This window comes from Kitasatospora sp. NPDC101157, assembly GCF_044768255.1.
Classification (GTDB): domain Bacteria; phylum Actinomycetota; class Actinomycetes; order Streptomycetales; family Streptomycetaceae; genus Kitasatospora.
On sequence record NZ_JBIWPL010000010.1, the window covers coordinates 22,529 to 47,466 of the forward strand.

Consider the following 24,938-nt stretch of genomic DNA (forward strand, 5'->3'; position numbering starts at 1 on the left):
CGATGCGCGTGTACGTGCCCACCACCCTGACCGGCCTGGCGGCAGCGCACGAGGGCGGCGCCCTGGAGCCGTCCGCGGCCTACGCCGTCACGCCCGCGCTGCGCGAGTGGTACGTGAGCGACGACCTGGAGGAGCTGGAGTACGCGGCGCTCAACCGGGCCGCCCAGTCCTCGCTGCGGCTGCTGGCGGCCGAGCCCGATGCCCCGCGCCGGCGCGTCGTGGTGGCCCTGGACGTGGCCGACTCGGCCGTGCGCCCCTTCCCCGGCGACGAGTACCAGGACCAGGCCTCGCTCGGCCGGGTCGTGCTGGCCGGCCCGGTGAAGCTGGCGAAGGCCGCCTCGGTGCACGCGGACGTGGCCGACGACGAGGTGGTCGAGGACGTCGCGGCGGCGGTGGCGGCGGTGGCCGCGGCCGACTCGGGCGACCAGGACGCCCAGTTCACCGTGGACGGCGCGGAGGACCACGACCTGCTCTGGTACGCGACCCAGGAGATCCCGTCCCTCCTGGGCTGAGCGGGCGGGCCACGCTCTCCGGACGGGACACCGACGCGACCGAGGATCCGGGGCCAGGGCCCGCCCCCGCACCCCGCCCCCGATGACCTGCCAGTGGACGCTCTAAGATGAGCGCACGGTTGATCAGCCTGCCGGTGGCGTGCCCGTGCAACGGCTGAGAGGCATCACAGTTCCCTTACGCCTATGACCCTCGTCTGCGGTCCCGGGCGGGAGCAGGCCTGTCGACATGATCGGACTCCCGCCCGTGCTTCATGCGCCCATGTCACCGCCCACCGGCCAGCGGGCCCGGAATGGTCATGCACGGGCAGGAGCCCTGGTCGAAGGCCGCGGCCGGGGCGAGCCCGGAGCCCGGTTGGCCGTCGTCGACGGCATGCGGCTGATCGCCGCACTCGCTGTTACGGGATTCCACTACCTGAGCGCGATCGGGCCCACACTGTGGGGGCCGTCCCCGAAGGAGTTCGCGTACTCGCTGCACCACGCATCGATGTACGGCTGGCTCGGTGTCGAGGCTTTCTTCCTCATCAGCGGATTCGTCATCTGCATGAGCGGTTGGGGACGCACGCCAGGGCAGTTCGCCGTCTCACGGATATCCCGGCTCTACCCGGCCTACTGGTGCGCCCTCATCCTGATCGTGGCCAGGATCGCGCTGATCCCCATGCAGACCCACGACGTCGCCGCGGTGATCCATCCTCGGATCGTTCTGGCCAACCTGACCATGTTCCCCGACGCCCTCCACGCCAGCCTCCTGGACGGCGTCGCCTGGACCCTTGCGGTCGAGGCCCACTTCTACCTCCTCATGGCCGTCCTCCTGGCCTTCGGCACCACCTACCACCGGGTCATGGGGTTCTGCGTGATCTGGCTCGCTGCCGGGATCGTCACCTCGGAGACGAAGAGCAAGTTCCTGGACGACCTCGTCCTCAGCCAGTACGCCGGCCTGTTCGTCGCCGGTATCGCGGTCTACCTCATGTACCGCTTCGGGCAGAACCTCATGCTCTGGATACTCCTCGGCTTCGCCTGGTGCTACGAACTGACCATGCTCCCCATCCGGTTGTCCGGCCACTACCGGGAATGGGGATCCAAGGCGCTCTGCTCCTGGACCGTCGCCAGCGCCCTGCTGACCGCCTTCCTGGCCCTCCTGCTCCTGGCCACCATCGGACCGCTCGCCCGCATCCGCTGGCGCTGGCTCATGACGGCCGGTGCGCTCACCTATCCCTTCTACCTGATCCACCAGAGCCTCGGCCTGCCCATGGCCGGAGAACTCACCGTCCACGCCCACTGGCTCGGACCGTGGGGCCGGCTCGCCCTCACCACCGTCTCGATGCTCCTCCTGGCCTGGGTGATCCACCGCGTGGTCGAGAAGCCCGTCGGCCGTGCCCTCCGTCGCCGCCTCGACCGAGCCCTCGGCCAGGCCCTCGACCGACACCCGAAGCAACCCACCGACATCTCGACGCAGGCCCGCGAGGCGTGACCGCCCGCATCGGGACGAGCCCGACCGACTGGTAGTCGGCCGGACTCGTCCTCCTCGGCGACATGTTCATGCGCTACTGCACGCCTTGGTGCCGCTCGACCGTTCGGGTTACCGTTTGGCCCCGTGCGCACTCACATCGTTTGGGACTGGAACGGCACCCTCTTCCACGACATGGATGCGGTCCTCGGCGCGAGCAACGCCGCGTTCGCGACCATCGGCGTCGGGCCGATGACCATGCAGCAGTACCGCGAGCAGTACGAGGTCCCGATCCCCCGCTTCTACGAGCGGCTGCTCGGCCGGATGCCCTCCCCGGAGGAGTGGCTGCGGCTGGACGACGCCTTCCAGGACCGCTACCGCGAGCTCAGCCCGGGCTGCGGCCTGACCGAGGGCGTGCCCGAGCTGCTGGCGGGCTGGCAGGCGGCCGGGCACAGCCAGTCCCTGCTGTCGATGTACGTGCACGACCGGCTGGTGCCGCTGGTCGACTCCTTCGGCCTGACCGGCAGCTTCCTGCGGGTGGACGGCCGCAGCGGGCCCCCGGGCGGCCAGAAGGCGGAGCAGCTGACGAAGCACCTGGCCGCGCTCGGCGAGTGGGTCGACCCGGCCCGGACGGTGCTGATCGGCGACGCCGCGGACGACGCCCTGGCGGCGCTGCACGCGGGCGCCCACGCGGTGCTGTACACCGGGGGCTCGCACACCCGGGAGAAGCTGGAGCCGGTCGGCGTCCCGGTGGTGGACAGCCTGGCCGAGGCGGTCGAGCTGGCCAAGAGCCTGGCGGGCTGAGAGTTCCCGACGGCGGACGTGGCGGGCGCCACGCCCGCCGTTGGCGTGTCTGGACGAGCGGATCGCCCCCGCGCTGGTCAGGCTGGACCGACACCAGTAGAGCCAGGACGGAGCCGCCATGCCCATCGACGCAGTCACCGAGGTGCCGACCCCGGTCAACGAGCCGGTGCGGGCCTACGCGCCCGGCAGCCCGGAGCGGGACCGGCTGGTCCGGCGGCTGGACGAGCTGGCGGCCGAGCAGGTCCCGCTGCCGATGACCATCGGCGGTGAGCAGCGCTTCGGCGGCGGTGAGCGGATCGACGTCGTCCAGCCGCACCACCACGCCGCCAAGCTGGGCGTGCTCGGCAACGCCACCCGGGAGGACGCCCAGGCGGCGGTGGACGCGGCGCTGGCGGCCGGGCGGCAGTGGCGCTCGCTCTCCTTCGACGACCGGGCGGCGGTCTTCCTGCGCGCCGCCGAGCTGCTGGCCGGGCCCTGGCGGGAGACGCTCAACGCGGCGACGATGCTCGGCCAGTCCAAGACCGTGCAGCAGGCCGAGATCGACTCGGCCTGCGAGCTGATCGACTTCTGGCGGTTCAACGTCCACTTCGCCCGGCAGGTGCTGGCGGACCAGCCGGTCTCCTCCCCGGGGGTGTGGAACCGGGTCGACCACCGCCCGCTGGAAGGTTTCGTCTACGCGGTCACCCCGTTCAACTTCACCGCGATCGCCGGGAACCTGCCGACCGCCCCCGCCCTGATGGGCAACACCGTGGTCTGGAAGCCCGCGCCGAGCCAGACCCTGGCCGCGTACCACCTGATGCGGCTGCTGGAGGCGGCCGGCCTGCCACCCGGGGTGATCAACCTGGTCACCGGCGACGGCCTGCAGGTCTCCCCGGTGGCGCTCGCCGACCCGGCGCTCGCCGGGCTGCACTTCACCGGCTCCACCGCCACCTTCCAGTCGCTCTGGCAGACCATCGGCGCCAACATCGGCGGCTACCGCACCTACCCGAGGATCGTCGGCGAGACCGGCGGCAAGGACTTCTTGCTGGCCCACCGTTCGGCCGACCCGGAGATCCTGCGGACCGCGCTGATCCGCGGGGCCTTCGAGTACCAGGGCCAGAAGTGCTCGGCGCTCTCCCGCGCCTACCTGCCGCGCAGCCTCTGGCTGAGGATCAAGGACGACTTCCTGGCCGAGGTGGACGCCCTCACGGTGGGCGACGTCACCGACCTGTCCAACTTCATGGGCGCCCTGATCGACGAGCGGGCGTTCGAGAAGAACCGGGGCGCCATCGAGCGCGCCAAGGCCGACCCGACCGTCGAGCTGGCGGCCGGCGGCCAGTACGACGACGCGATCGGCTGGTTCGTCCGGCCCACGGTGCTGGTCTCCTCCGACCACCGGGGAGAGATCTTCCGCACCGAGTACTTCGGCCCGATCCTCGCCGTCCACGTCTACGAGGACTCCCGCTGGGACGACGTGCTCGGCCGGGTCGACTCGGGCGCCCCGTACGGCCTGACCGGCGCGGTGATCGCACAGGACCGTTACGCGATCGCCCAGGCCGTGGAGGAACTGCGCTTCGCGGCCGGAAACTTCTACATCAACGACAAACCCACCGGGGCGGTCGTCGGACAGCAGCCTTTCGGCGGCTCCCGGGCCTCCGGGACCAACGACAAGGCGGGCGCCGCCCAGAACCTGCTGCGGTGGACCTCGGCCCGGGCGATCAAGGAGACCTTCGTACCGCCGATCCACCACGGGTACCCGCATATGGGCTGAAAGCGAACACCATGCTCCGGTTTGGACATGGTGTCCAGGACGGACCCGACATCCTGCGGGTTTGCGCCTCCCTGTACCTGTGCACCTTCGATTGATCCGGTTAGGCTGGCTGGCGTCGTCGGGTGGCTTGCAGGACGAACGAGTCGTCCTACCCGCTGGGAGGGCGTTTCATGCGTGCCATGAGCCCCTTTCAGTCGGACGGTGCGGCAGGATTGCGAGCGACCCGTCGGTGTACACCCATACACCACCGAGTCACGCAACGGCGCGCGACAGGAGCCAAGAAGTCATGCAGACCAAGCTGGACGCAGCCAAGGCCGAACTGCTCAAGAAGGCAGCCGTAGCCGCTGAGAACAGCCAGGTGGGGGGAGCGGCGCCGGGGGAGGGTCTGAGCAACGGTGCTCTGACCGCGTACCTGCACCACTACTACCTCCACACCGCGCCCGAGGACCTGGTCGACCTCGACCCGGTCGACGTGTACGGCGCGGCCGCCTCCCACTACCGCCTGGGCCTCAAGCGCCCCCAGGGCACGGCCGAGGTGCGGGTGCACACCCCCTCGGTCGAGGAGAACGGCTGGTCCTGCGGCCACACCGTGGTCGAGGTCGTCACCGACGACATGCCCTTCCTGGTCGACTCCGTCACCAACGAGCTGTCCCGCCAGGACCGCGCGATCCACCTCGTCGTCCACCCCCAGCTGGTCGTCCGCCGTGACATCACCGGCAAGCTGCTGGAGATCCTGGACGTCGACGCCTGCTCCCGCAGCCAGGCCGCCGGCGCCGAGTGGCCCGCCGACGCGACCGTCGAGTCGTGGATGCACATCGAGATCGACCGCGAGACCGACCGCGACGACCTGCGCACCATCGAGACCAACCTGCGCCGCGTGCTCGGCGACGTCCGCGAGGTCGTCGAGGACTGGGCCAAGATGCGCGACAGCGCGCTGCGCCTGGCCGACGAGCTGGCCGAGGAGCCCCCGGCCGGCCTGCCCGAGCAGGAGGTCGGCGAGGCCTGGGAGCTGATGCGCTGGCTCGCCGACGACCACTTCACCTTCCTCGGCTACCGCGAGTACGACCTGGTCGAGCACGAGGGCGAGGAGGTCCTCAAGGCCGTCGCCGGGACCGGCCTCGGCATCCTGCGCTCCGACCCGCACAGCCACGACGACCGCCACCACTCGGTCTCCGAGGCCTTCGGCCGCCTCTCCGCCCCGGTCCGCGCCAAGGCCCACGAGAAGAAGCTGCTCGTCCTGACCAAGGCCAACAGCCGGGCCACCGTGCACCGGCCGGCCTACCTGGACTACGTCGGCGTGAAGAAGTTCAACGCCGCCGGCGAGCCGATCGGCGAGCGCCGCTTCCTCGGCCTGTTCTCCTCCGCCGCCTACACCGAGTCGGTCACCCGCATCCCGGTCGTGCGCCGCAAGGTCCAGGCGGTGCTGGAGGAGTCCGGCTTCTCCAGCGAGAGCCACGACGGCCGCGACCTGCTGCAGATCATGGAGACCTTCCCCCGGGACGAGATCTTCCAGACCCCGGCCGCCGAGCTGCTCTCCATCGCCACCAGCGTGCTCTACCTGCAGGAGCGCCGTAAGCTGCGCCTCTTCCTGCGCCAGGACGAGTACGGGCGCTACTTCTCGGCCTTCATCTACCTGCCGCGCGACCGCTACACCACGCGCATCCGGCTGCTGCTCACCGACATCCTCAAGGAGGAGCTGAACGGCGCCACCATCGACTACACGGTGTACGCCACCGAGTCGGTGCTGACCCGCCTGCACTTCGTGGTCCGGGTCGCCCCGGGCACCGAGCTGCCCCAGCTCACCGACTCCGACATCGAGCGGATCGAGAACCGCCTGGCCGAGGCCGCCCGGTTCTGGATGGACGGCTTCCACGACCAGCTGCACATCGAGCTGGGCGAGGAGAAGGCCGCCGAGCTCGGCCACAAGTACGCCAACGCCTTCCCCGACGGCTACCGCGCCGACTTCCCGCCGCGCACCGCCGTCGCCGACATCAAGCAGATCGAGTCGCTGCACGGCGACGGCGACTTCCGGCTGAACCTGTACCAGCCGGTCGGCGCGGGCGACGACGAGCGCCGCTTCAAGATCTACCGGGTCGGCGGCCCGATCTCCCTCACCGAGGTCCTGCCGGTGCTGCAGCGCCTGGGCGTCGAGGTGCTGGACGAGCACCCCTATGCCCTGCGCCGCTCCGACGGCACCACCGCGTGGGTGTACGACTTCGGCCTGAAGCTGCGCGAGGCCACCGAGCTCACCGACGAGGCCCGCGAGCGCTTCCAGGACACCTTCGCCGCGACCTGGATCGGCAAGGCCGAGAACGACGGCTTCAACGAGCTGGTCCTCACCGCCGGGCTGAACTGGCGCCAGGCGATGGTCCTCCGCGCGTACGCCAAGTACCTGCGCCAGGCGGGCTCCACGTTCTCCCAGGACTACATGGAGGACGCGCTCCGCAACAACACCCACACCACCCGCCTGCTGGTCAACCTGTTCGAGGCCCGGCTGAGCCCGAGCCACCAGCTGGGCGCCGCCGAGCTGACCGAGGGCATCCTGGAGGAGCTGGCCGGCGCGCTCGACGAGGTCGTCTCGCTGGACGAGGACCGCATCCTGCGCTCCTTCCTGAACCTCATCAAGGCCACCCTGCGGACCAACTTCTTCCAGCACGACGGCTCCGGCGAGTGGCACTCCTACGTGTCGATGAAGTTCGACCCGAAGGCCATCCCGGACCTGCCGGCCCCGCGCCCGGCGTTCGAGATCTGGGTCTACTCGCCGCAGGTCGAGGGCGTGCACCTGCGCTTCGGCAAGGTCGCCCGCGGCGGTCTGCGCTGGTCCGACCGGCGTGAGGACTTCCGCACCGAGATCCTCGGCCTGGTCAAGGCCCAGATGGTGAAGAACACCGTCATCGTCCCGGTCGGCGCCAAGGGCGGCTTCGTCGCCAAGCAGCTGCCGGATCCGTCGGTGGACCGCGACGCCTGGCTGGCCGAGGGCGTCTCCTCGTACAAGACCTTCATCTCGGCGCTGCTGGACATCACCGACAACCTGGTGGCCGGCGAGGTCGTCCACCCGGCCGACGTGGTCCGCCACGACGAGGACGACACCTACCTGGTCGTCGCCGCCGACAAGGGCACCGCGACCTTCTCCGACATCGCCAACGGCGTCGCGGAGTCGTACGGCTTCTGGCTCGGCGACGCGTTCGCCTCCGGCGGCTCGGCCGGCTACGACCACAAGGGCATGGGCATCACCGCCCGCGGCGCCTGGGAGTCGGTCAAGCGCAACTTCCGCGAGCTCGGCGTCGACACCCAGTCCGAGGACTTCACCGTCATCGGCATCGGCGACATGTCCGGCGACGTCTTCGGCAACGGCATGCTGCTCAGCGAGCACATCCGGCTGGTCGCCGCCTTCGACCACCGCCACATCTTCCTCGACCCGAACCCGGACGCGGCCGTCTCGTACGCCGAGCGCCGCCGCCTGTTCGAGCTGCCACGCAGCTCCTGGGACGACTACGACAAGTCGCTGATCTCGGCCGGCGGCGGGGTCTTCCCGCGCAGTGCCAAGTCGATCCAGGTCAGCGCGCAGGTCCGGGCCGCCCTGGGCATCCAGGAGTCCCGACTGACCCCGGCCGAGCTGATGAAGGCGATCCTCCAGGCGCCGGTCGACCTGTTCTGGAACGGCGGCATCGGCACCTACGTCAAGGCCTCCACCGAGACCAACGCCGAGGTCGGCGACAAGGCCAACGACGCCATCCGGGTCAACGGCGAGCAGGTCCGGGCCCGGGTCATCGGCGAGGGCGGCAATCTCGGCTGCACCCAGCTCGGCCGCATCGAGTACGCGGCCAACGGCGGTCCCGAGGGCACCGGCGGCTGGATCAACACCGACGCCATCGACAACTCGGCCGGTGTGGACACCTCGGACCACGAGGTCAACATCAAGATCCTGCTCAACCAGGTCGTCGCCGAGGGCGACATGACGGTCAAGCAGCGCAACGCCCTGCTCGCCGAGATGACCGACGAGGTCGGCCACCTGGTGCTGCGCAACAACTACGCGCAGAACGTGGTGCTGGCCAACGCCGTCGCCCAGGCGCACAGCATGGTCAACGTCCACGCCCGGATGATCAACCGCTTCGAGGCGGCCGGCCAGCTCGACCGCGGCCTGGAGTTCCTGCCCACCGAGCGCCAGATCCGTGAGCGCCAGCAGAACGGCCGCGGGCTCTCCCAGCCCGAGATGTCCGTCCTGCTCGCCTACACCAAGATCATCCTGGCCGAGGAGCTGCTGGCCACCGACCTGCCGGACGACCCGTACTTCCGCACCGCGCTGCACGAGTACTTCCCGAGCGCGCTGCGGGCCAGGTTCGCCGACGCGATCGACAACCACGCCCTGCGCCGCGAGATCATCACCACGCTGATCGTCAACGACACGATCAACCGCGGTGGCTGCACCTTCGCCTTCCGCCTGAAGGAGGAGACCGGCGCGACCTACGAGGAGATCGCCCGGACCCACACCGCCGCGCGGGCCGTCTTCGGCCTGGAGGAGATCTGGGGCCGGATCGCGGGCCTGGACAACCAGGTCCCCGCCCGGACCCAGACCAAGATGCGGCTGCACTCGCGGCGCCTGGTCGAGCGTGCCACCCGGTGGATGCTCAACAACCGCCGCCAGCCGCTCGACATCGCCGGCACCATCGAGTTCTTCCACGACCGGGTCAACCAGGTCTGGGGCTCGCTGCCCAAGCCGCTGCGCGGCGAGGACCTGGCCTGGTTCGAGTCGATCCAGGGCGAGCTGGCCGCGGCCGGCGTGCCGGACGAGCTGGCCACCCGGATCGCCGGCCTGTCCTCGGTCTTCCCGACCCTGGACATCAGCGAGGTCGCGGACCGCGCCGGCAAGGACGTCGCCGACGTCGCCGAGCTGTACTACGACCTGGGCGACCGCCTGCAGATCTCCCCCCTGCTCGACCGGATCATCGAACTGCCCCGCACGGACCGCTGGTCGTCGATGGCCCGGGCCGCGATCCGCGAGGACCTCTTCGCGGCGCACGCGGCGCTGACCGCCGACATCCTGGCCTGCGGCCCCGAGGGCGCCTCGCCCGAGGAGCGCTACAACGCCTGGGCGGACCTCAACTCCACCCTGCTGAACCGCGCCAAGGCCACCCTCGACGACATAAGGGGTTCGGACAACTACGAGCTGTCCAGCCTCTCGGTCGCGATGCGCGTCATCCGCACCCTGCTGCGCACCGGCTCGATGCGCTGACGGACAGCCGCACGGAAGGGGCCCGCGTCCACCCGGACGCGGGCCCCTTCCGCGTCCTCAGGCCAGGAGCGACGCCGAAGGGCCCCGGCGAACCGAGCGGTTCGTCGGGGCCCTTCGGGTGCCGGTGGGTCAGCGGGAGGCGGCGCGTTGGAGGGCGCTGGCGAGGAGGGCCAGGTCGGTGGGGCCGTTGCCGAGTTCGCGGACCGGGCGGCGGGCGGGTGGGGCGCCGAGCTGGAGGGGGTCTATCGCGACCACGGTGGGGCGCAGGGTGGCGGTGCGGGGGATGCGGCCGCTGATCCGGGCGGTCTGGAAGGCGGTGACGCCGCCGTCCGGGCGGCGCAGGTAGCCGCGGCCGGGGGTGTCCTCCGGGAGGGCGGCCGCGTCGCCGAGGTGGATCAGCAGGTCGGAGTCGGCCGGGTCCTCGGTGCGCAGCGCGATCCGCAGCAGGGCGGCCTCGTCCACCTCGGTGCCGGCGCTCTCCTCCGGGCGGCCGGTGGCGACCGCGAGGTGGACGCCGAGCGGGCCGCCGCGGCGGGCGACGGCGGCGAGCGCGCGGGCCAGCGGGCGGCCGGCCGGGGAGGTGGGGGAGAGCAGGGCGTCGTAGTCGTCGACGACGACGACCAGCCGGGCCGGGACGGGCCCGGAGGGGGTGGTGCCCGGCCGGGGGCCGTCACCGCTGCGGGGCGGGATGATCCGGGGCACCGGGGTGGAGGCGGCGCCGACGGTGGCGGGCACGGGGACGGAGCCCACGCCCTGCTCGTCCAGGCCGTGCCCGTCCAGGCTGTGCCCGTCCAGAATGCGGGTGGCGTGCCAGGAGGCGAAGTCCAGTCCGTCGAACAGCCGCTCCCGCAGGGCGAGTTCGTCCTCCAGTGCCTCGGCGGCGAGGAGCGCGGCGCGCGGGTCGGTGGCGGCGTTGACCCGGCCGGTGACGTGCGGCAGTTCGGAGCAGCCGGACAGTCCGTCCTCGGTGGCCCTTCCCTCGACGATGGTGACGGCGAGGCGTTCGGGCCGCTCGGAGACGGCGAGCGAGGCGACCAGGGTGCGCAGCAGTTCGGTCTTGCCGGAGCCGCGGGCGCCGCCGATCAGCAGGTGCGGCCCGCCCGGGTCGGGGGAGGGCAGGGAGAGTTCGGGGTCGGCCAGGTCGAGGGTGCACAGCTCGTCCCGGGTGGTGCCGAGCAGCGCGGTGGCGGCGCCGATGCCGCCGGCGTGGGCGGCCCAGCGGGCGGACAGCTTGGCCGGGGTGACGGTGTCGAGCTGGAGCAGGTCGAGCAGCCGCAGGGCGTCCGGCAGCGGGCCGCGGGAGGCCGGGGCGGCCTCGCGCAGCGGGGCGAGGACCCGGGCCAGCCGTTCGGCCCAGGCGTCGGAGACGGCGTCCAGCGAGATCTCGTGCAGGGTCTCCCGGCCGCGGGCGACCGGGCGGTCCAGGGAGAGCTGGGTGCCGACCTCGCCGGTGATCAGCGCGGTGGCGCCGAGGCCCCGGGGGAGCAGCTCGGGCTGTTCGGCGAGGCAGATCGGGAAGATGCCGACGGCCGGACCCTGGCGCAGCAGCAGGTCGAGCGCCTGCCGGGCGGCCTCGCCGGCCGGGCGGCCGTCGACCACGACCACGGTGGCGGGGTGGCCGCCGAGGCCGGTCGGGCCGCTGAGCCGGGCGGTGAGCTCGGTCAGCCGGGCGGTGGCCTGTTCGTCGTCCAGGCCGACCAGCAGCCGGCAGTCCTGGCCGTCGGCGGGGCGCAGATGGGGCAGCCACAGCGCCCAGGCCCAGGTGTCGACGCGTTCCTCGGGGCTGCGGCCCGGATCGGCGTCGACCACGACCAGGCTCAGCCCGGTGGGCGGGTGGAGCGCGGCGAGCTGGGCGACGACGGCGCGGGTGAGGGCGTCGAGGCGCTCGCGGGGGCCGCTGAGGCCGAGGCTGCCGGCGGTCTGCAGGTCGAGGGTGACCGGGACCGCGGGCAGCACGGTGCCCGGCGTGGTGCCGGCGCCGCCGGGGCGGTCGGCGGTGCCCAGCCGCAGGGTGAGGGCGTCGGGGTGGCCGGGGCCGCGCTCCCACAGCCGGGGGCCGGGGCCGACGGCGTTGAGCAGCACGGTGGCGAGGTCGGGCCAGCGGTCGCGCTGGGCGGCGGCCTGGCGCATCCGGACGGCGGCGTGATGGCGCTCGGCGCTCTCCTGGCCGGGCGGTTCGGCGGCGCGCCCGGGCAGCAGGGAGAACAGTCCGCGGCCGCGGCCCTGGGCGGGCTCGGGGGCGGTGGGGGGCTCGATCACCGGGGCCGAGGTCCGGACCGGGCCGGGGGCGGCGAGCTGGAGGTGGCCGTTGCCGTCGGGCAGGGCGGCCCGGACGGAGGCGGGGTCGGCCGGTTCGACGACCTGCAGGGTGGACTCGCCGATCCGCAGCAGGGCGCCGTTGTCCAGCGGGACGGCGGCCTCGGCCGGCAGCGGTGGGACGATCCGGCCGTCCAGGGTGGTGCCGTTGGTGGAGCCGAGGTCGCGGACGGCGATCCGGCCGTCCTCGCCGAGGTGGAGGGCGAGGTGCAGCCGGGAGACGTCCGGGTCGTCGAGCGGGACGTCGGCCTCGCCGGAGCGGCCGATCCGGATCTCCCGGCCGTGCAGCCGGTGGACGCCGCCGGCGTCCGGGCCGCCGACCACCCGCAGTTCGGCGGCGGCGGGGGTGTCGTCGGGGTCGTCGGCGGTCGGGTCGGGCTCGTTGAGGCTGAGGACGGCGCCGTCGAGCAGTGGGGGATGGCCGAGCAGGGTGTGCTCGTCCACCCGGTGTGCCCCGGCGTACAGGTGCACATGGGTGGCGGCCCGCGGTCCGCGCACGCCGACGGCGCCGGCGAGTGCGCCCGCGATGGCGCCGAGCGCGGTGCCCACGGGCGCGGTGACCAGCACGTCCACGTAGGGGATGGCGGAGCCGGCGGCGGTCGGGCCGCTGCGCGGTCGGAGGACGGTCAGCCGGATCTGCATCTCGCCCGCGGGTCCCTTCTGCTGGTGTGATGCCTGGTACCGCTGCCCGGTGTCGTCGCGGACGCGCCGGGCGGTCGCGGCGACCCATTGGGCCACACGAGTGGCGAGTGTCCATCCTGCCATCCGGCGTGGACAGTCCGCGCACCGTACCGGATTTGACGATCTTGCGATCATCGCCATGGTGGAGGCGACGGAGGGTCAGGTCAACCGCCGCACCGGCGGCCCCGCCCCGGACGCCGGCGGCCGCCTCCGGGCCGGCACCCGCGACACGCCCGGGCGGTCCCCTAGGGGATGTCCCCCAACCCTGCTCGGACGGCCCACCGGTCACCCCAAAAACCCGTACGGACACCGTTAGAGTGGCCGCAAACACGGGCCCGGCAGGCTCACCGCACACCGGCGGGGGAGCGCCCCGCGCGGGCGGCACGGCGAGGAGTGCGACAGGTGCGGCCAGTCGGCAGCAAGTATCTGCTTGAGGAGACCCTGGGGCGGGGTGCCACCGGGACCGTCTGGCGCGGTCTGGTGCGCCAGGACGTCCAGGTGCCGGGCAGCGAGCCCGGGCAGCAGGTGGCGATCAAGGTGCTGCGCGAGGAGCTGGCGGCCGACCCGGACGTCGTGATGCGCTTCCTGCGCGAGCGCTCGCTGCTGCTGCGGCTGAGCCACCCGAACATCGTCCGGGTCCGCGACCTGGTCGTCGAGGGCGAGCTGCTGGCCCTGGTGATGGACCTGGTGGAGGGCCCCGACCTGGCCCGCTACCTGCGCGCCAACGGCCCGTTCAGCCCGATCGCGGGCTCCCTGCTGATGGCCCAGGTCGCGGACGCGCTGGCGGCCAGCCACGCGGACGGGATCGTCCACCGCGACCTCAAGCCGGCCAACGTGCTGCTCGCCTCCACCGTGGTGCAGGGCAGCGAGCAGATGCACCCGATGCTGACCGACTTCGGCATCGCCCGGCTGGCCGACTCCCCCGGCGTCACCCGCACCCACGAGTTCGTCGGCACCCCCGCGTACGTCGCCCCCGAGTCCGCCGAGGGCCGCCCGCAGACCTCCGCGGTGGACGTCTACGGCGCCGGGATCATGCTGTACGAGCTGGTCACCGGCCGCCAGCCGTTCCAGGGCGACAGCGCCCTGGCCGTGCTCCAGGCCCACCTGGCGCAGGAGCCCCAGCGGCCCAGCACCATGCCCGAGCCGCTCTGGACGGTGATCGAGCGCTGCCTGCGCAAGGACCCGGCGCAGCGGCCGAGCGCCACCGCGCTGGCCCGGGCGCTGCGGGTGGTCGCGGCCGGGGTCGGGGTGCACGCCTCCCCGGCGGCGGTGGACGAGGCGCTGGCGGTCGGCGCCCTGCTGCTGCCGGACCCGCAGCCGACCGCCGTACCCGGCACCGTGCCGGTCGTCCCCGGCACCGTGCCGGTCGGACCCGGGGCCGGGACGGAGGACCGCACCCAGGTGCTGCCGCCGGCCCCGGGCGGCCCGCAGTACGACCCGGCCGCGGCGACCCGGGTGATGGGCACCCAGCCGCCGCCCGCGCCGCCGTACGGCACCCAGGACCGCACCCAGGTGATGCCGCCCACTGCCGTGCCGCCGCCCCCGCCCGCCGGCCCGCCCGCGCCGCAGGAGGAGGCGCCGCACCCGTGGCAGACCCAGCTGCGGGCGGCGCGCGACCGCAACCAGCAGACCCAGGTCGGTTACTTCGGCCCGGAGGACTTCGAGGACCCGCAGGTCGCCCCGCCGCCGTACCAGGCGGGCCAGGGCGGGCCGGGCCACCCGCAGTCGCCGGCCGGCTACCGCCAGGACCAGCGCCGCCAGGGCCCGCCGCCCGGCTACGCCCAGCGCCCGCCGGTCGCCCCGCCGCCCTACCGGGCGGGCCAGGGCGGCCAGGGCGGCCACGGCGGTCAGGGGCCCCAGGGCGGCCAGGGCGGCCGTCCGCAGCCGCAGGGCGGCTACCGTCAGGCCCCCGCCGGGTACGGCCGGCCGCAGGGCGGCTACCCGGCGCCCCCGCCCGCCGCGCCGCCGCGCCGGGCCGAGCCGCCCGCGCCGCAGTACCGGGAGCCCCGGCCGCCCCGGGAGGAGCCGCCCGCACCGTCCCGCCGGGAGAGCGCCCCGCCGCGCGAGCGACGCCCGCGCAGCCGCAACCGGATGTACATCCCGGGACTGGGCTGCCTCAAGGGCTGCCTGATGGTGCTGCTGGTACTGGCCGTCGCCGCGATCGCGCTGTGGAACTTCACGCCGCTGCCGCACTACTGGGACAACGTCGTGAGCTGGTTCGACACCGCGCGGGACTGGGTGACCAGCGTGTTCGGCAGTTCCAGCACGTAGCGCCGGGCCGCGGGGCGGGGCCGCGCCGGTGGCTCGCGGGCGGCTGACCGGGGGTCCGGACCCGTTCCGGAAGCCAGGATTGACGCTTTGTCGACAATTCACGAGATTTCTCGCCCCGAGTCCCGCTCCACGGCCCCCAGGCGCCCCGCGCAGGGGGTCCGGGCGCGTAGGTTGGTCGCTGTTGTCCCGCCCCACCGAGCGCGCCCGGACCCCCGGAGCGCTCCCGCGCCGCCCACGGAGCAGCATTGGCACGCAAGATCGGCAGCCGGTACACCGTCCACCAGGTCATCGGCCGGGGTTCGGCCGGGACGGTCTGGCTCGGTGAGGGGCCCGACGGCCCGGTGGCGGTCAAGCTGCTGCGCGAGGACCTCGCCGCCGACCAGGTACTGGTCGGCCGTTTCGTCCAGGAGCGCACGGCGCTGACCAGCCTCGACCACCCCCGAGTGGTCGGCGTGCGCGACATGGTCGTGGACGGCAGCGACCTCGCCCTGGTGATGGAACTGGTCCAGGGCACCGACCTGCGCTCCCGGCTGGAGCGGGACGGCGCCCTCCCGCCGCAGGTCGCCGCCTCGGTCATCGCCGACGTCGCCGACGGCCTCGCGGCCGCGCACGCGGCCGGGATCGTCCACCGCGACGTCAAGCCGGAGAACGTCCTGCTCGACCTCGCCGCCGCCCCCGGCCCCGGCGGCGCCCCGCGCGCGAAGCTCACCGACTTCGGCGTGGCCCGCCTGGTCGACGCCCCGCGGCGCACCCGGGCCACCCGGATCATCGGCACCCCCGACTACCTCGCCCCCGAGATCATCGAGGGCCTGGAGCCGCGCGCCGCCGTCGACATCTACGCCCTCGCCACCGTGCTGTACGAGCTGCTGGCCGGCTTCACCCCCTTCGGCGGCGGCCACACCGGCGCGGTGCTGCGCCGGCACGTCACCGAGCAGGTGCCGCCGATCCCCGGCCTGCCGGACGGGCTGTGGCGGATCATCTCCGAGTGCCTGGCCAAGGCCCCCGCCTCCCGGCTGCGCGCGGCCGAGCTGGCTGCCCGGCTGCGCGAGCAGCTGCCCTCGCTGGCCGGGCTGCCGGTGCTGGCCGTGCCCTCCCAGGGCCGTGCCCCGGCCGAGGAGCAGCTGACCCCGGGCGAGGCGGTCTACGCCGAGGTCGACGCCGGCCCGGGCGTCCACAAGCGCCGCCGCGGCCCGGCCGTCCCGCTGGTGCCGGGCGCCGCCCCGGACTCCACCCGGGACACCCACACCAGCCTGCGCCGCCCCTCCGCCGAGGAGCTGGCCGCGTACGCCGCCGAGTCCCGCGCCCAGCGCACCGCCCCGGGCCACCGCCGGGACCGTGCCGCGCTGCTGCGCCGCCGCCGGATGCTGGCCGTGCTGCTGGCCACCGTGCTGCTGCTGGCGGGCGCCGCCGCGGCCTGGACGGCCTTCGCCGCCACCGGGCCGGGCGCCGGCCACCCGGCCCGACCGGCCGTGCACGGCACCGCCCCGCGGTCCCCGTAGCCCCCTCCGGTCCCCTCCCGGAACGGGGGTGTCGTCATGACCACCCCCGGAACCATTACGCTGGGGGCGTGGCAGCCGTCGATCCTTCCGAAGAGCTCAAGAACCTCGATACGACCATGGGGTCGATCGAGGCCGTCCTCGACCTGGACAAGATCCGGGCCGACATCGCGGTCCTGGAGGAGGAGGCAGCCGCCCCCACCCTGTGGGACGACGTCGCGAACGCGCAGAAGGTGACCAGCCGGCTCTCCTTCCTCCAGGGCGAACTGCGCCGCGTCGAGGGCCTGCGCGGCCGCATCGACGACCTGGGCGTGCTGTTCGAGCTGGCCGAGGCCGAGGACGACGCGGACACCCGCGCCGAGGCCGAGGCCGAGCTCGTCTCGCTGCAGAAGGCCGTCGAGGAGCTGGAGGTCCGCACCCTCCTCTCCGGCGAGTACGACGCCCGCGAGGCGCTGATCAACATCCGTGCCGAGGCCGGTGGCGTGGACGCCGCCGACTTCGCCGAGCAGCTGATGCGCATGTACCTGCGCTGGGCCGAGCGGCACGGGTACCCCACCGAGGTGTACGACACCTCGTACGCCGAAGAGGCCGGCATCAAGTCCGCGACCTTCACCGTGAAGGCCCCGTACGCGTACGGCACCCTCTCGGTCGAGCAGGGCACCCACCGCCTGGTCCGCATCTCGCCCTTCGACAACCAGGGCCGTCGGCAGACCTCCTTCGCCGGCGTCGAGGTGCTCCCGGTCGTCGAGCAGTCCGACCACGTCGACATCGACGAGGGCGACCTGCGGGTGGACGTGTACCGCGCCTCCGGCCCCGGCGGCCAGGGCGTCAACACCACCGACTCGGCGGTGCGCATCACCCACCTCCCGACCGGCATCGTGGTGTCCTGCCAGAACGAGCGCTCGCAGATCCAGAACAAGGCGTCCGCGATGAACGTCCTCCAGGCCAAGCTGCTCGAACGGCGCCGCCAGGAGGAGAAGGCCGCGATGGACGCGCTGAAGGACAGCGGCAGCTCCTGGGGCAACCAGATGCGCTCCTACGTCCTGCACCCGTACCAGATGGTCAAGGACGTCCGCACCGCGTACGAGGCCGGCAACCCGCAGGCCGTCCTGGACGGCGACATCGACGGCTTCATCGAGGCCGGCATCCGCTGGCGCAAGCAGCGCGAGACCAGCGCCGAGTAGGCACCCGGACACCCGCAGCCCGGACACCCGCAGCCCGGACCCACGCAGAAGGCCCCCGACCGCGACGGTCGGGGGCCTTCCGTGTGGTCGGGGGCCTCAGGCCAGCGCCTGCCGCGCGATCAGCGCCACCGCGAGCAGCCCGGCCAGCAGGGCCAGCAGCATCGCGGGGGAGAGCGCGGCGAACGGCCCCTGCTGCTCCTGCAGCCGGGCCCGGTTGGCGCGGCACACCGGGCAACGCCCGTCGCTGACGCGGCCGTTGCAGTTGGCGCACACCAGATGGTCGCACGTCATGCGATCTCCTCCTCGCTGCTACAGCCAACGCACCGGACGGGGCTTTGGTTCCCTCTTCTTACCTGTACGGGGGAGTCTGCCCTGTACGGGGGAGCGGCCGGACACGGACGCCACCTCCACTCTGCCAGGTTCTGGCGCTCACGGCTCCCGGGCTGTGAGATGGCTCGCAATTATCGGGGCACAAGTGGACATTCTCCCCCAGATTCCGGGGCCCCTCCCCGGCTGTCCCTGCGGGGCGGTCGCGGGTTCGCGTATGGTCCCAGACCGGGAGCGGCCCTCCGCGCTCCCATCGCCCGCCGCCGGACCGGGCCTCCGGGGCGGACCGACCGAGGACTGGCGCCGCCTAGGATGGCCTCCGTGATGCAGCCGTGATCAGATTCGACAACGTCTCCAAGACCTATCCCAAGCAGAACCGTCCCGCCCTGGACAACGTCTCGCTGGAGATCGAGAAGGGTGAGTTCGTCTTCCTGGTCGGCTCGTCCGGCTCGGGAAAGTCCACCTTCCTGCGCCTGTGCCTGCGCGAGGAGCGCCCGTCCACGGGTGCCGTGCACGTGCTGGGCAAGGACCTGGGCAAGCTGTCCAACTGGAAGGTGCCGCACATGCGCCGCCAGCTGGGCACCGTCTTCCAGGACTTCCGCCTGCTGCCCAACAAGACGGTCGCGCAGAACGTCGCCTTCGCGCTGGAGGTGATCGGCAAGCCCAAGAGCGCCATCAACAAGGTGGTGCCCGAGGTGCTGGAGCTGGTCGGCCTCGGCGGCAAGGAGGACCGCATGCCGGGCGAGCTGTCCGGTGGTGAGCAGCAGCGCGTGGCGATCGCCCGGGCGTTCGTGAACCGCCCGATGCTGCTGATCGCGGACGAGCCCACCGGCAACCTCGACCCGCAGAACTCGGTCGGCATCATGAAGCTGCTCGACCGGATCAACCGCACCGGCACCACGGTGCTGATGGCCACCCACGACCAGGCCATCGTCGACCAGATGCGCAAGCGGGTCATCGAACTCGACAAGGGGCTGCTCGTCCGCGACCAGGCCCGCGGCGTCTACGGCTACCAGCACTGATCCACCAGCGCTGACCCCGTGGGGCCGCCGGCCCGACCGCCAGACCGCGCAGTACCGACCCTGGAGTTGTTTCCCGCATGCGTGCCCAGTTCGTCCTGTCGGAGATCGGTGTGGGTCTCCGACGCAACCTGACCATGACCATCGCGGTCGTGGTCAGCGTCGCGCTCTCCCTCGCCCTCGCCGGTTCCTCGCTCCTGGTCCGCGACCAGGTGAACTCCATGAAGGGGTACTGGTACGACAAGGTCGAGGTGAGCATCTACTTCTGCACCAAGGCGGACGCCCGCAACTCGCCGCAGTGCGACAAGGGCGCGGCCACCGACCAGCAGGTCCAGGACATCAAGGACCAGCTGGACAAGATGACTTCGGTGGTCCAGTCGTCCACCTACGAGAGCTCCGCCGAGGCGTACAAGCACTGGAAGGAGATGAACCCGGACAACCCGCTCATCTCCGTCCTCGGCCCGGACGCCATGCCGCAGTCCTGGCGGGTGAAGCTCAACGACCCGACCAAGTACGACGTCATCCAGAGCGCCTTCGCGGGCAAGCCGGGCGTCAAGTCGGTCGAGGACCAGCGGAAGATCCTGGAGAACCTGTTCGGCCTGCTCAACGGTCTGCAGACGGCGGCCTTCGTGATCATGGTGCTGATGCTCTTCGTCGCGTTGCTGCTGATCGTCAACACCGTCCGGGTGTCGGCGTACAGCAGGCGGCGCGAGACGGGCATCATGCGCCTGGTCGGTGCCTCGAACTTCTACGTCCAGATGCCGTTCATCGCCGAGGCGGCGTTCTCCGCGCTGCTGGGTGCGGCGCTCGCCTCCGGACTGCTGATCGGCGGGCACTTCTTCGTCCAGAACTGGCTGGCCGACCGGGTGCAGTTCATCCACTTCATCGGCCTCGGCTCGGTGCTGGCGGTGATCCCGCTGCTGGTCGTGGTCGGTATGGGCATGGCCGGCATCGCGGCGTTCTTCACGCTGCGCAAGTACCTCAAGGTCTGACCCCCGCAGGTTCCTTCGGCCCCGTACGGCACTGCGCCGTACGGGGCCGTCGCCGTTCCACCCCCACTCGTTCCGGCCCGCCGCGCACGGCGCGGTGTCTACACTCCGGTGCCATGCTGCAAACTCCGCGCAGGGCGCGTCAGGTGGCCGCCCTCAGCCTGGTGTTCGGTGCCGTGCTGCTGGCCGGCGCGGCCACCGGCGCCTGGGGCGACCCGAGCGACCCGCCGCGCCGCCCCTCCGCCGACCACGCCCCGGCGGCGTCCGCCGGGCTCCCGGCGGACCCGTCCGGCCGGGCGCTGTCCGAGCAGCAGGCCGAGCACCTGCTCGCGGCCGGCGGCGACCGCTGGGGCGCCTACTACACCGCCCAGGAGTACGCGGAGTTCAGCCAGGGCCTGGACGGCCGCTACCCCGGCGTCGGCCTGTCGGTCGGCCGCGGCGAGGACGGCGTCACCGAGGTCTCCCAGGTCGTCCCGGCCGGACCGGCCGCCCGGGCCGGGATCGCCCCCGGCGACCGGCTGCTGCGGATCGGCCCGGACCAGGCCGACCGGCTGCCGGTCACCGAGGTGGTCGCCCGGCTGCGCGGGCAGGGCGACGAGCGCCGGGCCGGCTCCGAGGTCACCCTGGCCGTGCGGCGCGGCGACGGCGAGGTGCGCGAACTGCGGCTGCAGCGGGTGCTGCTGGACAGCCGGCAGGTCACCGCGGAGCACCTGGACCACGGTGTGCTGCGGATCACCGTCCGGGCCTTCACCAGCGGCGTGGCCGACCAGGTGCGCGCCGCGCTGCGCGCCCCGCACACCGGTGTGGTGCTCGATCTGCGCGGCAACTCCGGCGGGTTGGTGGACGAGGCGGTCGGCACCGCCGGGAGCTTCCTGGACGGCGGAGCGGTCGGCTCGTACCAGGAGCGCGGCGGGACGCGGGAGTTGACCGCCCCGCCCGGCGGTGACGCGCGCACCCCGCTGGTGGTCCTGGTGGACGGTGGCACGATGAGCGCCGCCGAACTGCTCGCCGGCGCCCTGCAGGACCGCAGCCGCGCCGTGGTGGTGGGCTCGCGGACCTTCGGCAAGGGCACCGTCCAGCAGCCCAGCCGGCTCGCCGACGGCGCCGTGCTGGAGATGACCGTCGGCCGCTACCACACCCCGGCCGGGCGCTCCCTGGACGGCACCGGCCTGAACCCGGACGTCCCGGCCACCGCGGGCGAGGACGCCGACGCGCTGGCCCTGCGCGTGCTCGCCGGACTCGGCACGCGCTCCTGACCGGCCGGACGGGTCCCTAAAGCAGCTGCCCGATCCGGCTCCGAAGTGCGAGAATGACCGCGCTATGGCAAAGGAAACCGGACAGAAGCTGATCGCGCAGAACAAGAAGGCGCGACACGAGTACACGATCCTCGACACCTACGAGTGCGGCCTCGTCCTCACCGGCACCGAGGTCAAGTCGCTGCGGGAGGGGCGGGCCAACCTGGTCGACGGCTACGCCTACATCCAGAACCACGAGGCGTGGATCGACAACGTCTTCATCCCCGAGTACACCCAGGGGACGTGGACCAACCACGCGGCCCGCCGCAAGCGCAAGCTGCTGCTGCACAAGCTGGAGATCCGCAAGATCGAGACCAAGGTCCGCGACGCGGGCCACACCCTGGTCCCGCTGTCGCTGTACTTCAAGGACGGCCGGGTCAAGCTGGAACTCGCGCTCGCGGTCGGCAAGAAGCTGTACGACAAGCGCCAGACGCTCCGCGAGAAGCAGGACACCCGCGAGGCGGCCCGCGCGGTGGCGGCGGCCCGGCGGCGCCAGCGGGCTTAATCCGCTGGACCCTCGCCCGTCGCCTCGCGTACTATGGCGCAAGCAACACGGACGGTCGCCGTCCGAGCTGTTTCTCAAAAAAACATGGGGATGATCGGTTTCGACAGGGGATGTTGAAACAGGGGAAGCGAGCCGAGGAACGCGGCAATGATCTCGTTAACCACGTGTCGCAAAAAAATAATCGCCAACTCTAAGCGCGATTCCCAGCAGTTCGCTCTCGCTGCCTAATAAGCACCGATAGCGCTTGGGTGTCAGACCGGGGAGTTCCCGACCCGGACCCTGGCATAATCTAGGGAACTCAACCGTCCGCCCGGGCTGCGGGGGCGGATGGGAAATCAAACAGCAGCTGGGCCTGTTGGCGGCTTGTCCGCGTGACCGCCAGGGCCGAGAAAAGCACAGCGGACTGCGCTCGGAGAAGCCCTGAATTAACTCCACTGGACCCGGGTTCGATTCCCGGCATCTCCACCACCCCATGTTCACACCGAAGGCCGTTCCCCGCTCACGCGGGGGGCGGCCTTCGAACTTTTACCGTCCTGGTGCGGCGCGTCCGGCCACCCGGGCGTAGGATCATCCGTCCGCTCGTTTTCCGGAGCCGGATTCCGCCGCAACCCCGCCGCAAACCCCGAGGCCATGCAGAGCAACACGGACACCACCCCCATCACCGATCACGAGACCGTCCGCGAGCGCGAGATCGCCGGTGAGCAGCAGCACCTCGACACCGTCTACCACCGGCTGGAGGAGAAGCTCGCCGAGGCCGAGTACATCCTGGAGGACGCCGCCAAGCGGGTCCACGTCGGCACCCCCGGCGCCCTCGCCGAGCGCGACGCCCAGGTCTACCGGGCCGGCGCGCACCTCCAGCGCCTCAACAACGAGTTCGAGGACTTCCTCTTCGGCCGGATCGACCTCCAGCAGGCGGACGCCCCGGAGGAGCACGGCATCCCGTCCGACACCCCGCTGGACCCGGCCGACCCGGCCGTCGCCGAGACCCTCCACATCGGCCGCCTGGGCGTGCTGGACGCCGAGTACGGCCCGCTGGTGATCGACTGGCGGGCGCCCGCCGCCGCGCCGTTCTACCGCGCCACCCCCGTCGAGCCGGGCCGGGTCATCCGCCGCCGGGTGATCCGCTCCAAGGGCCGCAAGGTGATCGGCGTCGAGGACGACCTGCTGCGCCCCGACCTCACCCCGACCCTGGACGGCGAGGAGCTGGCCGTGGTCGGCGACGGCGCGCTGATGGCCTCGCTGGGCCGCGCCCGCAGCCACTCGATGCGCGACATCGTCTCCTCGATCCAGAAGGAGCAGGACGAGGTGATCCGCGCCGCCGCGGCCGGTGCCACGCTCGTCACCGGCGGCCCCGGCACCGGCAAGACCGCCGTCGCCCTGCACCGCGCCGCGTACCTGCTCTACCAGGACCGCCGCCGCTACGCCGGGGGCATCCTGGTGGTCTCGCCGACCCCGCTGCTGGTCTCCTACACCGAGGGCGTGCTGCCCTCGCTCGGCGAGGAGGGCCAGGTCGCCATCCGCGCCGTCGGCTCGCTGGTGGACGGCATCGAGGCGGGCACCTACGACACTCCTGAGGCGGCCCGGGTCAAGGGCTCGGCCCGGATGGTGCAGCTGCTGCGCAGGGCCGCCCGGGCGGCCCTGGAGCTGGGCGCCCCGCAGGAGCTCAAGGTGGTCGCCCGCGGCGAGGTGCTGAAGCTGGACGCGGGCCGGCTGCGGGCCGTGCGCGGCAACGTGGTGGGCTCCGGCGGCACCCCGCTGAACCTGCTGCGCCCGCGCGCCCGCCGGCTGCTGCTGGACGCCTTGTGGCAGGAGGCCACCCGGCACCTGCCCAGGCCCACCGACCACTACGCCCGGGAGCAGCGCCAGGAGGAGAAGGAGTCCTTCGACGACTACGTCTCGGACGAGCCGTCCTTCCTGGACTTCCTGGACGCCTGGTGGCCGGCCCTGAGCCCGCGCCGGGTGCTCGGCACGCTCAAGCAGGCCCGGCACACCAACCGGATCGCCCGCCGCGCCGTGACCCCGGACGAGGCGAGGCTGCTGGCCGCCTCCTGGCGGCACCTGTCGCCGGAGGGCGAGGGGGCGCTGTCGGCGCACGACGTGGCGCTGGTGGACGAGCTGCAGGTGCTGCTCGGCGAGCCGGCCCGTCCGAAGGTCCGCGAGGTGGACGCGGTGGACCTGCTGAGCGGCCTGGAGGAGGTCACCACCTTCGCCGACCGCAGCTCCCGCCAGCGCGACCGCCAGCCGGTGGAGCGCAAGGAGTACGCCCACGTCATCGTGGACGAGGCCCAGGACCTCACCCCGATGCAGTGGCGGATGATCGGCCGCCGGTCCCGGATGGCCACCTGGACCATCGTCGGCGACCCGGCGCAGTCCTCCTGGCCGTTCCCGCAGGAGGCCCAGGCGGCGCTGGACGAGGTGCTGGCCGGCAAGCCGCGCCGCCGCTTCACGCTGACCGTCAACTACCGCAACCCGGCCGAGATCGCCGAGGTCGCGGCCAAGGTGCTGGCGCTGGCCGCGCCGGGCACGCCCTCGCCGAGCGCGGTGCGCCACGTCGGCGTGGAGCCGCGCTTCGCGGCCGTCACCGACCCCTCGCCGGAGGCCTTCGGCAAGGCCGCCCGGGCCGAGCTGGAGCTTCTGCTGGGCGAGGTGGACGGCACGGTGGCGATCGTGGTGCCGATGGACCGCCGGGCCGAGGCCGCGGGCTGGGCCGAGGGCCTGGGCGAGCGCGTGGTGGCGCTGGGCAGCCTGGAGGCCAAGGGCCTGGAGTACGACGCGACGGTGGTCGCCGACCCGACCGGCATCGCGGGCGAGTCGGAGGCAGGCCTTCGGGTGCTGTACGTGGCGCTGACCCGGGCGACCCAGCGGCTGACCGTGCTGTCCGGCCCGGACGACCTGCCGGACGCGGCCGGCGTGCCCGCGCTGCTGCACGGCTGACCCGCCCCATGACGAAGGCCCCTCACCGGTGGTGAGGGGCCTTCAGACGTTTAGAACACCGACCCGCCATGCTCGCCTCGCGGCAAGTGGTCCCTCTGAGGGACGAAGGTTGGGCCCGGGGGCTTGGATCGAGCCGGTGCCTGTCCAATGTAACGCATCGGCCCGCAGAGGCAAGGAG

The 24,938-nt window shown here is 72.7% G+C and carries 15 protein-coding genes and 1 other RNA gene; 14 read left to right on the plus strand and 2 right to left on the minus strand.

The window, feature by feature from the left end:
* The first annotated feature begins 2 nt into the window (after positions 1–2).
* The 5 genes from ACIRVF_RS20995 (at position 3) to ACIRVF_RS21015 (ending at position 9,743) form a co-directional block, all read left to right on the plus strand.
* Positions 3–512 carry a DUF6912 family protein gene (locus ACIRVF_RS20995; protein WP_402819698.1) on the plus strand — a complete coding sequence of 170 codons (510 nt, stop codon included), beginning with the start codon at positions 3–5 and terminating at the stop codon, positions 510–512.
* Between the two features lie 352 nt (positions 513–864).
* Positions 865–1,980 carry an acyltransferase family protein gene (locus tag ACIRVF_RS21000; protein WP_402819701.1) on the plus strand — a complete coding sequence of 372 codons (1,116 nt, stop codon included), beginning with the start codon at positions 865–867 and terminating at the stop codon, positions 1,978–1,980.
* A 123-nt stretch (positions 1,981–2,103) separates the two neighbouring features.
* On the plus strand, positions 2,104–2,760 hold the full coding sequence (locus tag ACIRVF_RS21005) for an HAD family hydrolase (protein WP_402819704.1): 657 nt from the start codon (positions 2,104–2,106) through the stop codon (positions 2,758–2,760).
* A 124-nt stretch (positions 2,761–2,884) separates the two neighbouring features.
* Positions 2,885–4,510 (plus strand): L-glutamate gamma-semialdehyde dehydrogenase, encoded by a 1,626-nt coding sequence (pruA, locus tag ACIRVF_RS21010; protein WP_402820204.1) that lies wholly within the window; start codon positions 2,885–2,887, stop codon positions 4,508–4,510.
* Positions 4,511–4,796: 286 nt separating this feature from the next.
* Positions 4,797–9,743 (plus strand): NAD-glutamate dehydrogenase, encoded by a 4,947-nt coding sequence (locus ACIRVF_RS21015; RefSeq protein ID WP_402819707.1) that lies wholly within the window; start codon positions 4,797–4,799, stop codon positions 9,741–9,743.
* A gap of 129 nt (positions 9,744–9,872) precedes the next feature.
* Here the strand turns inward: ACIRVF_RS21015 and ACIRVF_RS21020 are convergent, their stop codons facing one another.
* On the minus strand, positions 9,873–12,797 hold the full coding sequence (locus tag ACIRVF_RS21020; RefSeq protein WP_402819710.1) for an FtsK/SpoIIIE domain-containing protein: 2,925 nt from the start codon (positions 12,795–12,797) through the stop codon (positions 9,873–9,875).
* Positions 12,798–13,142: 345 nt separating this feature from the next.
* Here ACIRVF_RS21020 and ACIRVF_RS21025 point away from each other — a divergent pair, with 345 nt between their 5' ends.
* From ACIRVF_RS21025 to prfB, 3 genes are all read left to right on the plus strand, one after another.
* Positions 13,143–15,011 (plus strand): protein kinase, encoded by a 1,869-nt coding sequence (locus tag ACIRVF_RS21025; protein ID WP_402819713.1) that lies wholly within the window; start codon positions 13,143–13,145, stop codon positions 15,009–15,011.
* 245 nt (positions 15,012–15,256) lie between these two features.
* Positions 15,257–16,510: a serine/threonine-protein kinase gene (locus ACIRVF_RS21030; RefSeq protein WP_402819716.1), complete on the plus strand. Its 1,254-nt coding sequence runs from the start codon at positions 15,257–15,259 to the stop codon at positions 16,508–16,510.
* 68 nt (positions 16,511–16,578) lie between these two features.
* The gene (gene prfB / locus ACIRVF_RS21035) at positions 16,579–17,691 is read left to right on the plus strand and encodes a peptide chain release factor 2 (protein WP_380415783.1); all 1,113 of its coding nucleotides are present in this window, start codon (positions 16,579–16,581) and stop codon (positions 17,689–17,691) included.
* A gap of 96 nt (positions 17,692–17,787) precedes the next feature.
* On the opposite strand, the gene ACIRVF_RS21040 is transcribed toward prfB, so the two are convergent.
* Positions 17,788–17,982, minus strand: coding sequence for a hypothetical protein (locus tag ACIRVF_RS21040; RefSeq protein ID WP_030059729.1), 195 nt, complete (start codon positions 17,980–17,982; stop codon positions 17,788–17,790).
* Positions 17,983–18,350: 368 nt separating this feature from the next.
* Between ACIRVF_RS21040 and ftsE the strand changes: the two genes are divergently transcribed.
* From ftsE to ACIRVF_RS21070, 6 genes are all read left to right on the plus strand, one after another.
* Positions 18,351–19,040 carry a cell division ATP-binding protein FtsE gene (ftsE, locus tag ACIRVF_RS21045; RefSeq protein WP_030059730.1) on the plus strand — a complete coding sequence of 230 codons (690 nt, stop codon included), beginning with the start codon at positions 18,351–18,353 and terminating at the stop codon, positions 19,038–19,040.
* A gap of 77 nt (positions 19,041–19,117) precedes the next feature.
* Entirely contained in the window at positions 19,118–20,029 is a 912-nt protein-coding gene (gene ftsX / locus ACIRVF_RS21050; RefSeq protein ID WP_380415786.1) for a permease-like cell division protein FtsX, read from the plus strand.
* Positions 20,030–20,142: 113 nt separating this feature from the next.
* Positions 20,143–21,282, plus strand: a complete 1,140-nt coding sequence (locus ACIRVF_RS21055; protein ID WP_402819721.1) for a S41 family peptidase — start codon at positions 20,143–20,145, stop codon at positions 21,280–21,282.
* A 64-nt stretch (positions 21,283–21,346) separates the two neighbouring features.
* Positions 21,347–21,826, plus strand: a complete 480-nt coding sequence (gene smpB / locus ACIRVF_RS21060; RefSeq protein ID WP_402819724.1) for an SsrA-binding protein SmpB — start codon at positions 21,347–21,349, stop codon at positions 21,824–21,826.
* An 86-nt stretch (positions 21,827–21,912) separates the two neighbouring features.
* Positions 21,913–22,294, plus strand: a transfer-messenger RNA (tmRNA) gene (gene ssrA / locus ACIRVF_RS21065).
* A gap of 162 nt (positions 22,295–22,456) precedes the next feature.
* A complete protein-coding gene (locus tag ACIRVF_RS21070; RefSeq protein ID WP_402819727.1) occupies positions 22,457–24,760 on the plus strand; it encodes a HelD family protein in 2,304 nt (767 codons plus the stop codon).
* Positions 24,761–24,938 lie beyond the last annotated feature (178 nt).